Here is a 14,610-nt window from a genome sequence, read left to right on the forward strand (position 1 = left end):
AAAAATCAACTGGAATTCCAGAGCGGATTTCAATTATAATTGTTGTATTACTTCATTTATGGAAAAAGCAAATGATGATTTCCATTGCTTTTTCATAGTATCTAATGAATAGTAATAGTCTATAATAATTAATAAGATGGTTGATTTTTTTAAGTGAAAGGGAAAGTATTATGAATATCGAGGAGCTAAGTCTACAAGATGTAGAACTTATTTTAGAAGAACAGAAGAAATATTTTGATACACAAGTTACCAAGGATATTGATTTTCGAATTAGGCAATTGAAGATACTAAAAGAAAGTATAAAGAAGTATGAAGAAGAGATATTAAAAGCACTTAATAAGGATCTTGGTAAACATAAAAATGAAGCCTATATGACGGAAGTTGGGTATGTATATAATAGTATTACACACGTGATAAAAAATCTAAAGAAATGGGCAAGACCTGAAAAAAGGCCAACACCAATTTATCTAATGCCTGCAAAAAGCTATATTATAAGTGAACCCTATGGATCTGTACTTATAATAGGACCGTACAATTATCCATTCCAATTACTTATTGAACCATTAATAGGGGCAATGGCGGCCGGGAATACAGCACTTTTAAAGCCATCTGAAATGACACCAAATGTATCAAAGGTTGTTAAGGAAATGATTAAAGATACCTTTGATAAGGAATATATAGGGTGCGTGGAAGGTGGAATCGACACAAATACATCATTAATTAATGGTAAATTTGATTATATTTTCTTTACCGGCAGCCCTGCTGTAGGAAAAATAGTAATGCAGGCAGCAGCTAAGAATCTAATTCCAGTTACACTTGAACTTGGTGGGAAGAGCCCAGTTATTGTTGAGGAAAGTGCTAACATCAAAGAAGCAGCAAGAAGAATTGTATGGGGAAAGACAGCTAATGCAGGGCAAACATGTGTTGCTCCTGATTATGTCGTGGTACATGAGAGGGTAAAAGATGAACTTGTTAGGGAAATGAAGAATGCACTCAAAGATTACTATGGAGAAGATATAGAGAAAAATGATTCCTTTGGAAGGATTGTAAATGGAAGACATTTTAATCGTATTAAAGCTATGATTGAGAAGGATAAGGATGGCATTGTATTTGGGGGGCATTGGAATGAAGAAGAGAGGTATATTGAACCAACGTTAATAGAAATATCTTCTGAAAATGCAGCTACTATGCAGGAAGAAATATTTGGACCTGTTCTTCCAATTATCACATATAAAAATTTAGATAGTATAGTAACAAAGATTAGAAATTTATCTAAACCATTAGCGCTTTATTTATTTACAAGAAATAAAAGAGTTGAAAGTAAAGTGTTAAGCGAGATAAGTTCTGGAAATGCCTGTATTAATGATACAATTATGCATACTGCAAATCCATACCTTCCATTTGGAGGCGTTGGTAATGCAGGAATAGGTGCTTATCATGGTAAGGATAGTTTTATTACATTTTCACATAGAAAGGGAATATTAAAGAAGCATGCCAGCATAAATAGTTCCATCACATACCCATCATTTACAGAGAAGCAATTAAAGTTAGTTAAGAAACTTTTAAAATAGAGCTTTATTCACTAGAATCATGAATCTTTAAAAATCCCGTATTTCCATACAATTGGGGAACAAGTAAAAATATGTTATAATATTTATGAGGTCATATTTATAAGAAATTATAATAAAGTAATATTTAAAATGGGGGTATAAATATGGAAACTGAAAAATGTTATGATGTTAAAATTACAATATTAAAGAAGTTAAAGGTTGAAGATATTCATAAAGATTATGCAAAGGATAATATTCCTGTGATTTGTGCAAAGGGACAAGAAGGTGATGAGTATATATCGAAGAATTGTGAGATGCCAGATAAATTTTGTGCAGGTGCTTGGGAAGGACTCAAAAGTAAGGTTGCTCTTTTAGCTTCAGGTGGCAACAGCCCTTATGTAAAACAAGATGGAACAGCAATACATTCATGTAATGATGGGCTTCATCCAGTTATTTATAAATTAGAAAGAATAGAAGCATAGTTTTTAGCCCATTTAAATAACTATGTCATATTCATAGTAAAGTAATTAATTACAGATGAAATGGGGGGTAAAATTGAATTCTTTAAGTATAGAAATCAGGGAACGGCTTATTGAAAAAGGTGCTTCAATAGTTGGATTTGCAGATTTAAAAGACATCCCAGAAAACCAAAGGGAGGGTTATAGATACGGAATTTCAATTGCAGTAGCACTTAACCCATTTATAATTACTGGAATAGAGAATGGACCAACAAAAGATTATTATGATGAATATGTAAGGGTAAATAAACTTTTAGATGAACTTGATGAATATGCAGCTGAAATTATAAAATACCATGGATTTAGAGCATTACCTAAGGTGAAAAGAAGCATAACTACAGATGAAACAATTTTAAGAACTACTTTGCCTCATAAAACAGTAGCAACTAGAGCAGGAATTGGATGGATTGGAAAGTGCGCATTACTGGTTACAAAAGAGTTTGGTTCAGCTGTAAGGTTATCCAGTGTACTAACTGATGCAGAGCTAGATGTAGGATTACCAATAGATGAAGGGCAATGTGGAACCTGCAATACGTGCAAGAATCTATGTCCAAGCAGTGCTGTATTAGGAACCAATTGGAAGGTAAATATGGATAGGGATAGTTATTTTGCTGCTTTTAAGTGCAGGGATGAAGGACGAAGAAGAAGCGATAAACTTGGAGTAGAAGAAAGAGTTTGTGGGAAGTGCATACTAGTTTGCCCTTGGACACAGAAATATTTAAAGTTGAAAGGAAGCAAATGGGCGTAGAAAGTGTACTACAAACATTTTTATATGGCAAAACAATAGAGGATAAATAGTATATAGGCTATTTATCCTCTATTATTTTTAATCTATGTATTATATAGAAATATCAAAGAAGGTTATCTATAAAAGATCCGTTAGAATAGCAATACTATGTCATATTCTTATAATGTGTCATAATTGTCTGATGGCGAATATTATTTATATCATACATTTGAAAGGAGAATAATCATGACATTTGATGAACTATATGATATTGCCAAAAATACATTAAATCCTAAAAAAATTTCAAAGAGCTCACGTGCAGGTCATGTTGCAGCAGCAATTTTAAGTGAAAGCGGCAAAGTTTACACTGGAGTATGTATAGATACACCTTGTTCCATGGGGTTTTGTGCAGAGCATGCGGCTATTGCCTCAATGATTACTGCTGGTGAAAGCAGGATGCTTAAATTGGTAGTAGTTTATAAAGATGGAACAATTGTTGCGCCTTGTGGAAGATGCAGAGAATTTATTTGTCAAATTAATGATGATAACTATAAATGCGAGGTAATGTTAGAGAAGAGTACAATAGTTACTATTAGTGATTTATTACCCAATCGTTGGCATAATAAGCAATGAATAATTTTATCAACCTTTGGGGATAAAATTACTAAGGAAGGTGAGTACAATGCAATCTAAATCAGAAAATAAAAAAAGAAATGATAATGAGAAAAATAATTCAAAATCTCCAAATGTATTTACATGGGAAGCAGACAAAAATATGAATAAGCCTGTAAGAGGATTACCAAAGAAATAGAGCCGTCTGGCTCTTTTTTTACTCTATATGAAAATAAAAAAACAGTAATTGATTGTACCTCTTAGCTGACACGTCGTTTAGAAGTAAGGTATAATTAAACCGTAGACAATTGATACTTGAAGGAGAATGAAAATGAATTGGATGAGATGTGTTGATGAAAATCAAGAAATGCTATGGAAGATATTATCGGATTTGATTTCTTTTGAGACAGTTAGTCCTCCTGGAAGAAATTCAGATGGTGCACAGTCTTACATATATAATTTTTTGAGTGAATTGGGAGCCAATCTTAATCAATGGGAGATGTATCCTGGTGACAGTTTGTTAGTTGGAATTATTCCAGGAATGAAGGGGGAAGAGGCCAAAAGTCTTATTTTAAATGGTCATGTGGATGTTGCAGTTGTAGGTGATACCACTCATTGGACTTATCCACCATTTGAACTTACTAAAGAAAATGGTTTCTTGTATGGACGTGGAACTGCTGATATGAAAGGAGCAATGGCATGTGCTCTGTATTCCGTTTGGCTTTTAAAAAAGTATGGGGTTAAGCTTGATGGAGACTTGCAGATTCAGTCAGTAATTGGTGAGGAGGCAGGAGAGGCTGGTACTCGTGCTATTTTGGATCGTGGATACAAGGCTGACTTTGGAATATGTATGGACACAAGCAATCTTGAAATTCAGGGTCAGGGTGGAGTGATCACAGCTTGGGTAACAGTGAAGAGTAAAGATGTTTTTCATGATGCAGTTAGAAGAAATTTAATTCATCCAGAGGGTGGAATTTTTGGAGCAAGTGCTATTGAAAAAATGCAAAATGTTATTCAGTCACTTCGTGAGCTTGAAGAAATTTGGTATGAAACAAAAACTTATCCAGGCTTTGAAAGAGGCGTAAATACAATAAATCCTGCAGTAATAGAAGGTGGAAGAAATGCAGCATTTGTGGCAGATGAGTGTAAACTTTGGATTACTGTACACTTTTATCCAAATGAAAGCTATGAGTCAGTTATAAAAGAAGTTGAGGAACATTTGCAGAAGCTAGCAGATAAAGATCCTTGGTTTAGAGAAAATCCCATACAATTTAAATGGGGTGGAAAGTCAATGATTGAGGAGAGAGGAGAAATTTTTCCTTCTGCTGAAATTGATAAAGATAGTGAAGCAGTTAAACTTCTTTCCAGCGTACATGAAGTTTGTTTAAATGAAAAACCAAATGTAAATATGAATCCTAGTGTAACAGATGTGGGATGGCTTGCGCATGGTGGAATTCCAGCAGTATTGTATGGACCAGGTCTTCCAGAGCAGGCACATTCAGTAGATGAGTGCGTATAAGCACAACAGCTTCTTGATTATAGTGCTATCCTTTTAGAGTTTATGGGAAAATGGTGCATATAAGTTATCCTATTTTTAAAATAGAGATTTTCATATAGTACTAGGGAATATACCTAAAAAAGTAGAGACTAAAAATAGCCTCTACTTTTTTGTAATAATATAAATATTTTACTTTTGATTTTTTATCAGTTTTATTATTTCATTATTTATAACATCAGGGGCAAACTGATGTATAGAATGCCTTGAACCCTTAACAACCCTTTGTGTACTATTTGTAGACCAATTTTTGAAAGCTATCTGACTATCTTCCCACCCAGGAATTGATAAAGTATTACTCTCAGAAGTCAATATTCTAAGTGGAATATCACCTGATTTTTTGCTATCTAAAATTGTTTTTGCATTATTGCTTATCATTTTACCTTCATCTATAATATTTTTGTTATACATAGTTTTAAGGGTCATTGAAAAGTATAACTGTTTCAACTCATTAGGTAATAATTTAAGATCATTTTGTCCTGACACAAATTTCGAAGAATAATTTGAATGGTAAAGCGCTAATCTAGCTATGCCTAAAGATTTTAGCATCTGATACTTAAACGCAGTACTGCTGCTAGATGCAGCACTATTTTTAAAATAATATTCAGGACTACCACTATCAATTAGTACAATACCCGAAACTTCATTTTTATATGTTTGCGAAAATCTCATTATTGATAATGATGCTAATGAATGTCCAACCAGTATATATGGAGGCTTTTGCCCAGATTCTAAAAGGGCTGTATGCATTTCTTTTACAATAGAATCTATATCTCTTGGGGCATCTGTTAATTCACTCCAGCCATGTCCAGGTCTATCATAAACGGCTATTTTAGCGTGCTTTGAAATTACACTATAAAGGGGATAAAAATCTGCATAAGAGCTTGGACTATTTAATCCTCCAGTAAATACTACGGTTGTATTTCCTTCACCTTTGCTAAATATATTAATTTTATGATTATTTACATCAACCATTTTCCCTACTTGAGGATAGGTTTTAGAATCGTTATATTCTCCAATTTTTTCATAGGATAAACCAATTAATAAAATAAAAACTACACAAATCAAGCTTGAAAATATATATCTTTTAAAGCGCCTTTTACTTTTTAGCTTAGCTTTTCTTCTCTTTTCTATTCTACTTGGATACATTTTTGGACCTCCTTAAAATCATATAGAGTTTCTTCAGTTAGTATTGTAAGTTTCTATCTGAAATATATAACTTTTATTAAATATAATTACAATTATATCATGGTTTTCTAGATTTTACATTACAACCTTTGCTTACCTTAGAAAATAACTTTAGTTTATATACCCTATTATTCAATCCTATCTTGTTACCAGTTTTATGTACTTGTCGAAAAAAGGAAAATAAAATATAATGAAACAGTCATAAAATGTTAATAAAGGAGGACAAAAATGAGGAAAATAATGCTAAATATTGTTTCAGCACTAACATTGTCGTTAGCTGTGATTTTAACATCTCAAGTTAGTGCAGCAACACTAGAGGACAGGCTGGCAGGAAACAATAGGTATGAAACAGGAGCTGAAATTGTAAGTAATGGATGGACAACTTCTGATTATGCAGTAATAGCTAGTGGAGAAGGATTTGCAGATGCACTTTGTGCAGCGCCTTTAGCCAAAAAATACAATGCACCAATTTTACTTACTGGAAAAAATGCTTTAGACCCAAATACCAAAAATCAATTAGAAAGACTTAACGTAAAGAATGTATTTGTAGTAGGAGGATCTGGGGTTGTATCAGATAATGTACTTTCTGAAATAGGAAGGATGGACATTGAGATTACTAGAATATCTGGCCCAAATAGATTTGAAACATCACTGCAAGTAGCTAAATATCTAGGAGAAAGCAGCGGTGTAGTTGTAACCAATGGATTTGGTTTTGCTGATGCTTTATCTATAGCACCAGTTGCTGCTCAAAAGGGAATGCCGATACTTCTTACTGATAAAGTTGATTTATCAGATCAAGTTAAAGGATTTTTAGCAAATAAGTCTTATGAAAAAAGTTACATAGTTGGAGGAAGTGGAGTAGTAAGCGATAAAATAGCTTCACAATTAAAGAGTGTTACAAGACTTGGTGGAAGCAGCAGATATGGAACTAATGCAGCAGTATTAAATCATTTTGCAAGTGAGTTTAGTTACGATAAAGTTTATGCTGCATCAGGCCAAAATTACCCAGATGCTTTATCTGGAAGTGCACTAGCAGCTTTAAGTAACTCTCCGCTAATTTTAGTAGGAAGCTCTATTGATCCATTAGTAATGGCTTCAATAAGAGCTGAGCATTATGGATATAATAATGTAATAATTTTAGGTGGTACTGGAGTAGTTTCTGATTCAGTAGTAAATAAAATTGTAACTGGAAAAGAAGATTTAAAAGTTAGCTTTATAGATGTAGGACAAGCTGATAGTATATTAATTCAAACTCCAAACGGAAAAAATATGCTTATTGATGCAGGAAACAATGATGATGGAAATAAAGTAGTTTCATATTTAAAAAATATGGGGATTACTCAGCTTGATATCATTGCAGGCACTCATCCTCACGAAGATCATATTGGTGGATTGGATACAGTGATAAATATGTTTAGAGTAGGAAAGGTCTACATGCCAAAAGTAACTTCAACTACTCAAACTTTTCAAGATGTGGTTACAGCTATAAATAATAAAGGTATGACAATAGCTGCTCCTATCCCTGGAGAGGTTGTAGACTTAGATTCAGATGTAAGCTTAGAAATATTAGCACCTAATGGGGATAGTTATGAAGATTTAAATAACTATTCTATAGTGTTTAAGCTTACTTATGGAAGTAAATCTTTCTTGTTTACAGGGGATGCTGAAGATGTATCTGAGCAGGAAATGTTAAGAGCAGGATATAATTTAAAAGCAGATGTATTAAAAGTTGGACATCATGGCAGCAATTCATCAACTACAAGTGAGTTTTTATCAGCAGTATCACCAAAGTATGCTGTTATAAGTGTAGGAAAAGGCAATACTTATGGACATCCAACACAAACTACTTTGGATAAACTTAAAAATATTGGTGCAGCTGTTTATAGAACAGATGAATTAGGAACTATAGTAGCTACCTGTGATGGAAATAATATAACTTTTAGTACTAAGCCAGGAAGTTACAATGGCGGCAGCGGAACAGGATCTAATGATGGTGGAGTTGTTCCTCCTGTAATAACTAATAAAAGTATACAAATAATAAGTGTAGATTTAGGTAAAGAAATAGTTACAATAAAGAACAATGGAACTCAAAATACAGATATGACAGGATGGAAGCTTGTAAGTGTAGAAGGAAATCAAACTTATAATTTCCCAAGTGGTTATATTTTAAAGGCCGGAGCTACAATAAGAATAGCTAGCGGAAATGCTATAGGGGATTTAAAATGGACCGGAGCTTATATCTGGAACAATAGTGGCGACCAAGCACGTTTGTATGATAGCAGTAATACATTAATTTCTACTAAGTAAAAAGAACCCTAGGGATATATTCTCTAGGGTTTAATTTTACGCTCTATTTAAGAATAGCATTGGGGATGACTATACAAAAATATATTTATTAGATAAAATAGATATGAAATTACTTATGATGAGGAGTTTTATAATATGAAATACTATTTTGCACCCTTAGAAGGTGTTACTGGATATATATATAGAAATGCATATCAAACTTTTTTTGGTGGAATTGACAAATACTTTACCCCATTTATTTCACCAACTATTAATAAGGGCTTTACTTCCAGAGAATTAAATGATATATTACCGGAACACAATGAAGGACTAACTGTGGTGCCTCAAATACTTACAAATAATGCTGAGTATTTCACTCGTACGGTGAATGATTTGACTAAGTTTGGTTATGATGAGATTAATTTAAACCTGGGCTGTCCCTCTGGTACAGTTGTTGCAAAACATAAAGGTTCAGGATTTCTTGCACAAAGAGAACAGCTGGATGAATTTTTAGAGGATATATTTTCAAAAGCATCAACAAAGATTTCTATAAAGACAAGGATTGGAAAGGATTCTTCAGATGAATTTTATGAGCTGATTAAAATCTTTAACAAGTACCCTTTAGAGGAACTTATTATTCACCCAAGAATACAAACGGACTTTTACAATAACAAGCCAAATAGGTCGGTGTTTAAAGATGCATTAGCATTAAGTAAAAATCCTGTTTGTTATAACGGGGACATTTTTAATCTATCGGACTATAGGGAATTGGTAGAAACGTATCCAAGTTTAGATGCAGTAATGCTAGGTCGAGGACTTATTGCAAATCCAGCATTAATTGGAGAAATTAAGGATAACCCTATGGTAGATAAACAGGTAATGAAGGCATTTCACGATGCAGTTTATGAAGGTTATCAGGGAATTCTTTCTGGAGATAGAAATGTGTTATTTAAAATGAAAGAATTTTGGTTTTATATGATACACCTGTTTGCAGACAGTGATAAATATGTTAAGAAAATAAGAAAGACAGATAGATTATGCGATTATGAGGCAGTTATATCAAAGTTGTTTCAAGAACTTGATATAGAACGAACACCCTTACGCGGATTTTAATTGATACGATGGATTGTTTTATCATTATGATGCATCATAATGAGGAATTCAAGAATGGCAAACTGATTAAATCAAAATAATATATAAAAGCTCTTCTGCATGAAATAAAGTAGTGCAGGAGGGCTTTTGTATTATATAGATTAAAAAAATTTCCTTGATAAAATTTTAATGCAGTATAATTCTCATTTTACACAAAAATTATATATTAGGCGCAAGCGAAAAGCTTACTGAAAAAACTTCCAAAAATAAAATATGATAAAACGTAGACAAATATTAAAAATATCTATTTATATATAGACATATGCTTGATAAGGGTGTATTATTGAAATGATGATAATTAATAAACATTGAAAGGGGTTAGCTCTAATGGATACGAAATCAAATGAATTATTTTGGAATGCCACAATAGATGAAGTGGAAAATGGGTTTGTAGAAAACGATAAAGAGTATAGATGTATAATTTGTGAAGAGGTATTTGAAAAGGGACGTATATATGAAATAGAGTCAAAACTTTATGATGCAAAAAAGGCAGCAGAAATTCACATAGAGGAAAGACATGATTCTATGCTTGGGTACTTATTAGGGATGAATTCAGCTTTTACAGGAGTGTCAGGTGTTCAAAGAGAGATATTAACATTAATTGCCCAGGGGCTATCCGATAAAGAAGTTGCAGCAAATCTTGGAGTTGCACAATCAACTATTAGAAATCATCGTTACAAATTACGAGAAAAGGAAAAGCAAGCAAAGTTATTTTTAGCAATGATGAACTTACTCACAAATAGCACAAAGAACAAAATTAATAAGCTAGAAAAAGAAGTTATATGTGATCCTCATAAAACAGCAATCAGCATAGATGATAGATATAACATTACTGATAAGGAAAAAGAGGATACTATAAAAATACACATGGATGATACAGGTGCATTAAAAATTTATCCTTCTAAGGAAAAGAAGAAGATTATTATATTACAGGAAATCACTAAGAACTTTACTAAAGGAAAGACTTATTCAGAAAAAGAAATTAATAGGATTTTAAAAAGAATATATGAAGATTATGTAACCATCAGAAGAGCTTTAATAGAATATGGATTTATTGAAAGAACAAATGATTGCAATAGCTATTGGGTGAAGGAATAAATCTAAACATATTGAACCTTTAACAAAAATAGTATATAATATCATTTGCAAGTTATAAATTTTACATGAAAGGAATCTTATAATGAATTATAGATGTGAATTTGGAGGTCGAATTACTCCTTGCAAAGGCCATAAGAACTAAATCGGCTATGCTTTGCTTGGAGACTATTTTATTAAAGTAGCTGATGTTGAAAATACAAAGGCACCTTTACGCTCTTTTTTATAATTTATATAAATTGGGCTTATTTAGTGTACAGTTTTTCAGCATTATATAGTTTAATAAAGTGGTTTATGAGTTTGATTTCTTTTATTGAATCGCATCTGTTGCAAGTATATTGATTATAAGTAGATTTTTATGGTCTTTGCTTCAACCAAAAATAATTTTTGGAGGAGTAAAGATATGAAATATAGTAATGCACAAAATATATTACCAGATGAAATAATAAAAATTATTCAAGAATATGTGAACGGTGAATATTTATATATTCCTAGAAAAGATGGAGAACAAAAGACCTGGGGAGAAAAGAATGGTACAAGAGATAAATTAAATATGCGAAACGCTGAAATTTATGATAAGTATAAAAATGGTACTACGGTTTTGGATTTAGCTGAGGAATACTATCTTTCAGATAAGAGTATTAGAAGAATTATTACTGAGCAAAGGAAATTGTGCTCGAAATTAAAACAGAATGATAAGTGAGATTGAAAGCCTCCTTTTAACTACTATATAATGATGATATGTTGAGACATGGTATATCTAGGGATAAGAAGATTGATATTGGTAAAGTTAAGGGAGGATGGAGTATAAATGAATACAAGAAACCTTTTAGAGCTAAAGGGAGATTTGATATATCTAAAAAAACTGGACAAAGAGTACCTTGAAGAATATTGGGAAAGCATGGATAATAGCAGTGTGGAAGCAATGATTTTTACAGGAACTCAACAAATATTTAATAAGTCAGAGATTGAAAGATATTTAGAAAATATAGCTCAAGATAACAGTAGAGTTGATTTTTTAATAATATCAAAAGAATCTAACAAAATAGTAGGGGAAGTTGTTATTAATAGCATCTATAGAAATGATAGAAATTCTAATATAAGAATTTTGATAAATAAAAAAGAAGATTTTAGTAGAGGTTATGGAAGTGAAGCATTGATATTAGCATTGAATTATGGATTTGGAATGCTTAACTTACATAGAATTGAACTAGAAGTATTTCCATTTAATCAAAGAGCAATTCATGTGTATGAAAAAATGGGTTTTGTAAGAGAAGGAATCAAAAGACATGGCTGCTACTTTAATAGTAAATACTATGACATGATTACAATGAGTATTTTGGAAGATGAGTTTAGAGAAAAATATAATATTACTGGAGAATTGTTAGATGTTCTTAACAATTAGGTATAAAAAGCTGCTTGAAAATGATTTTTGATTATTTTCAAGCAGCTTTTTATATTGCTAGGAAAGTTCATGGTAACAGTATAATAAGATGGCAGAAGCAGATACTAAAAATATCATAGAATAGCTATGATTTTGTTTTAAGTAAAAAAATTAGGACACAAAAATATAGAAAGGAAAAAGGAGATATCATGAGTGATAAAAAAGTAATAACTGAAACAGGATGGAACTTTGACAACAGTTATGCTCGTCTGCCAGAAACATTTTTCACAAGGCAAAGGCCAACTCCTGTACGCTCTCCAGAACTTATAATTTTCAATCATACATTGGCAGAATCTTTGGGGTTGAGTGCTGAGGAATTGGAAAGTAATGATGGTGTAGAGGTGTTTGCTGGAAACAAAATTCCCGAGGGTGCTTTGCCTATTGCACAGGCTTATGCAGGACATCAATTTGGATATTTTACTATGCTGGGAGACGGCCGAGCTGTTCTCTTAGGAGAACAAATAACGCCTAAAGGCAGGCGATTTGATATTCAGCTAAAGGGTTCGGGTAAAACTCCATATTCTCGCGGAGGTGATGGGAGAGCATCACTTGGACCTATGCTGCGTGAATACATAATCAGCGAAGCAATGCATGGACTTAATATTCCTACTACCCGAAGCTTGGCGGTGGTGACAACTGGTCAACCAGTAATGCGTGAAACTGAACAGCCTGGTGCAATTCTTACCCGTGTAGCTGCTAGTCATATACGTGTGGGCACCTTTCAATATGCTGCAAACTTTACAGCTACGGAGAACCTTCAAGCTTTGGCAGACTATGTATTGCAAAGGCATTTTCCGGAAATAGAGAATGATGAAAATCGTTATCTTTCTCTGCTTAAGGAAGTCATAAGGCGGCAGGCTGTACTCATTGCCAAATGGGAGCTAGTTGGTTTTATTCATGGTGTTATGAACACAGATAACATGACTATCAGTGGAGAAACTATTGATTATGGACCTTGTGCCTTTATGGATACTTATGATCCAGCAACGGTATTTAGTTCCATTGATATGCAGGGTCGATATGCCTATGGTAATCAACCAGATATTGCAGCATGGAATTTAGCTAGATTTGCTGAAACTTTGTTGCCGCTGATGCATGACAACGAGGAGGATGCCATTATACTTGCTGAAGAAGCAATTGGGAGTTTTGAAGAATTGTATCACAGTAATTGGATAGCAGGAATGAGAGGAAAACTTGGAATCTTTGATGAAGAGCCTGAGGATGAATCTCTTATTGAAGGTCTTCTTAATATGATGCATAAGCATGGTGCTGATTTCACAAATACATTCCGTGCATTAACACTTGATAAGTTAGAGGATACTGCGCTGTTTGGCACCACAGAATTCATTCAGTGGAATCAGCTGTGGCAAGCAAGACTTAGCAGGCAGCAGGAGTCAAAGGCTTCTGTTAAAAAATTAATGCAAATGAGCAATCCTGCAGTTATTGCTCGTAATCACAGGGTGGAAGAGGCACTAGAGGCTGCGGTAAGCTATGGAGATTACAGTGTGATGGAGAGGCTTCTAGATATTCTTTCAAATCCTTACGAATACTCCGATAAACAGGATGATTACTGCGCATTGCCTAAGGAATCAGATAATCCTTACAGAACCTTTTGTGGTACTTAAGTAGTTTCTGAATTATCCAAGTGATGTAAAATAAGAATTTTAATAACTATTATATAAGGAGGGCATTCAAGCGTGCCCTTTTTCCTGATATAAAATTTAAAGATTGTTTAAGGAGGTAAAATCATGAATTTAAACTGGATATGGCAGTCGGTTTTAATATTTATTGTAGGAACATTCATTTTAAGAGTAGGTGGAAGAAAATCAATTTCTCAAATGACAATATCTCAAACTATAGTAATGATAGGATTAGGATCTTTACTTATTCAGCCTGTATCTGGAAAAGGACTTCTTATTACCTTTTTAGTAGCAGCGGTGCTAACAATATTGATGATAATTACCGAATATCTAGAAGTTAAAGTGGATTTTTTAGAGACTATGGTTTCTGGGAAATCAGTAATTGTTATTGAAAATGGTAAACTTAATATTAAGAACTTAAAAAAGATTAGGATGACAATCGACAAACTTGAAACACGATTGAGGCAAGCAGGGATATCTTCTATAGAAGATGTAAAATATGCAACTATTGAAGTGAGTGGGCAGCTTGGGTATGAACTAAAAGATAATAAAAAGCCTTTAACTCAGGAAGATTTTGTAAAACTAATGAACGAAATATCTCAGGTTAGGGAAATGATTACTGGAGGAGCACAATTCCAGAATAATAAAAGTAATAATATCTTTAAAGAGATAAAAAGTGAAAAGTTTGAGGGAAACGAAAATGAACCCTAGACGGTATGTTAGTTTTAATGATACTGATAAATAGATATTATGTATTCAAATGAAATTACTAAAATCGGTATTTGATGTAACAAATAGCGCTGTTAACTCATAATATGTACTGACTGCTAAAAAGTTTTTGCA

General features: G+C 32.9%; 14 protein-coding genes. 13 read left to right on the plus strand and 1 reads right to left on the minus strand.

Annotated features, from left to right (window positions below; genetic code table 11):
* Positions 1 to 170: 170 nt before the first annotated feature.
* From DP68_RS01780 to DP68_RS01800, 6 genes are all read left to right on the plus strand, one after another.
* Complete coding sequence (locus DP68_RS01780) at positions 171 to 1,571, plus strand: aldehyde dehydrogenase (RefSeq protein WP_035305230.1); 1,401 nt, start codon at positions 171 to 173, stop codon at positions 1,569 to 1,571.
* Positions 1,572 to 1,714: 143 nt separating this feature from the next.
* Positions 1,715 to 2,032, plus strand: a complete 318-nt coding sequence (locus DP68_RS01785) for a TIGR04076 family protein (protein ID WP_035305233.1) — start codon at positions 1,715 to 1,717, stop codon at positions 2,030 to 2,032.
* A gap of 73 nt (positions 2,033 to 2,105) precedes the next feature.
* Positions 2,106 to 2,816 (plus strand): 4Fe-4S double cluster binding domain-containing protein, encoded by a 711-nt coding sequence (locus DP68_RS01790; RefSeq protein WP_035305237.1) that lies wholly within the window; start codon positions 2,106 to 2,108, stop codon positions 2,814 to 2,816.
* Between the two features lie 225 nt (positions 2,817 to 3,041).
* Positions 3,042 to 3,428, plus strand: coding sequence for a cytidine deaminase (locus DP68_RS01795; RefSeq protein ID WP_035305239.1), 387 nt, complete (start codon positions 3,042 to 3,044; stop codon positions 3,426 to 3,428).
* A gap of 49 nt (positions 3,429 to 3,477) precedes the next feature.
* A complete protein-coding gene (locus DP68_RS19420) occupies positions 3,478 to 3,606 on the plus strand; it encodes a hypothetical protein (protein ID WP_278281183.1) in 129 nt (42 codons plus the stop codon).
* A 132-nt stretch (positions 3,607 to 3,738) separates the two neighbouring features.
* Positions 3,739 to 4,926 (plus strand): acetylornithine deacetylase, encoded by a 1,188-nt coding sequence (locus DP68_RS01800; RefSeq protein ID WP_291546865.1) that lies wholly within the window; start codon positions 3,739 to 3,741, stop codon positions 4,924 to 4,926.
* Between the two features lie 168 nt (positions 4,927 to 5,094).
* Here DP68_RS01800 and DP68_RS01805 read toward each other — a convergent pair whose 3' ends face one another.
* Positions 5,095 to 6,111, minus strand: coding sequence for an alpha/beta hydrolase (locus DP68_RS01805; RefSeq protein ID WP_035305241.1), 1,017 nt, complete (start codon positions 6,109 to 6,111; stop codon positions 5,095 to 5,097).
* Positions 6,112 to 6,378: 267 nt separating this feature from the next.
* Here DP68_RS01805 and DP68_RS18790 point away from each other — a divergent pair, with 267 nt between their 5' ends.
* The 7 genes from DP68_RS18790 to DP68_RS01845 all read left to right on the plus strand — a co-directional run bounded on the left by DP68_RS18790 (position 6,379) and on the right by DP68_RS01845 (position 14,478).
* On the plus strand, positions 6,379 to 8,457 hold the full coding sequence (locus DP68_RS18790) for a cell wall-binding repeat-containing protein (RefSeq protein ID WP_052085590.1): 2,079 nt from the start codon (positions 6,379 to 6,381) through the stop codon (positions 8,455 to 8,457).
* Between the two features lie 135 nt (positions 8,458 to 8,592).
* Positions 8,593 to 9,549 carry a tRNA-dihydrouridine synthase family protein gene (locus DP68_RS01820; RefSeq protein ID WP_035305245.1) on the plus strand — a complete coding sequence of 319 codons (957 nt, stop codon included), beginning with the start codon at positions 8,593 to 8,595 and terminating at the stop codon, positions 9,547 to 9,549.
* A gap of 366 nt (positions 9,550 to 9,915) precedes the next feature.
* A complete protein-coding gene (locus DP68_RS01825; protein WP_035305247.1) occupies positions 9,916 to 10,686 on the plus strand; it encodes a DUF2087 domain-containing protein in 771 nt (256 codons plus the stop codon).
* A gap of 400 nt (positions 10,687 to 11,086) precedes the next feature.
* Positions 11,087 to 11,386, plus strand: coding sequence for a CD3324 family protein (locus DP68_RS01830; protein WP_035305249.1), 300 nt, complete (start codon positions 11,087 to 11,089; stop codon positions 11,384 to 11,386).
* Between the two features lie 108 nt (positions 11,387 to 11,494).
* A complete protein-coding gene (locus tag DP68_RS01835; protein WP_081957054.1) occupies positions 11,495 to 12,088 on the plus strand; it encodes a GNAT family protein in 594 nt (197 codons plus the stop codon).
* 188 nt (positions 12,089 to 12,276) lie between these two features.
* On the plus strand, positions 12,277 to 13,752 hold the full coding sequence (locus tag DP68_RS01840) for a protein adenylyltransferase SelO (protein WP_291546868.1): 1,476 nt from the start codon (positions 12,277 to 12,279) through the stop codon (positions 13,750 to 13,752).
* A 123-nt stretch (positions 13,753 to 13,875) separates the two neighbouring features.
* Positions 13,876 to 14,478, plus strand: a complete 603-nt coding sequence (locus tag DP68_RS01845; RefSeq protein ID WP_035305254.1) for a DUF421 domain-containing protein — start codon at positions 13,876 to 13,878, stop codon at positions 14,476 to 14,478.
* The last annotated feature ends 132 nt before the right edge of the window (positions 14,479 to 14,610 follow it).

Source organism: Clostridium sp. HMP27 (assembly GCF_000765165.1).
Lineage (GTDB): Bacteria > Bacillota > Clostridia > Clostridiales > Clostridiaceae > Clostridium_AK.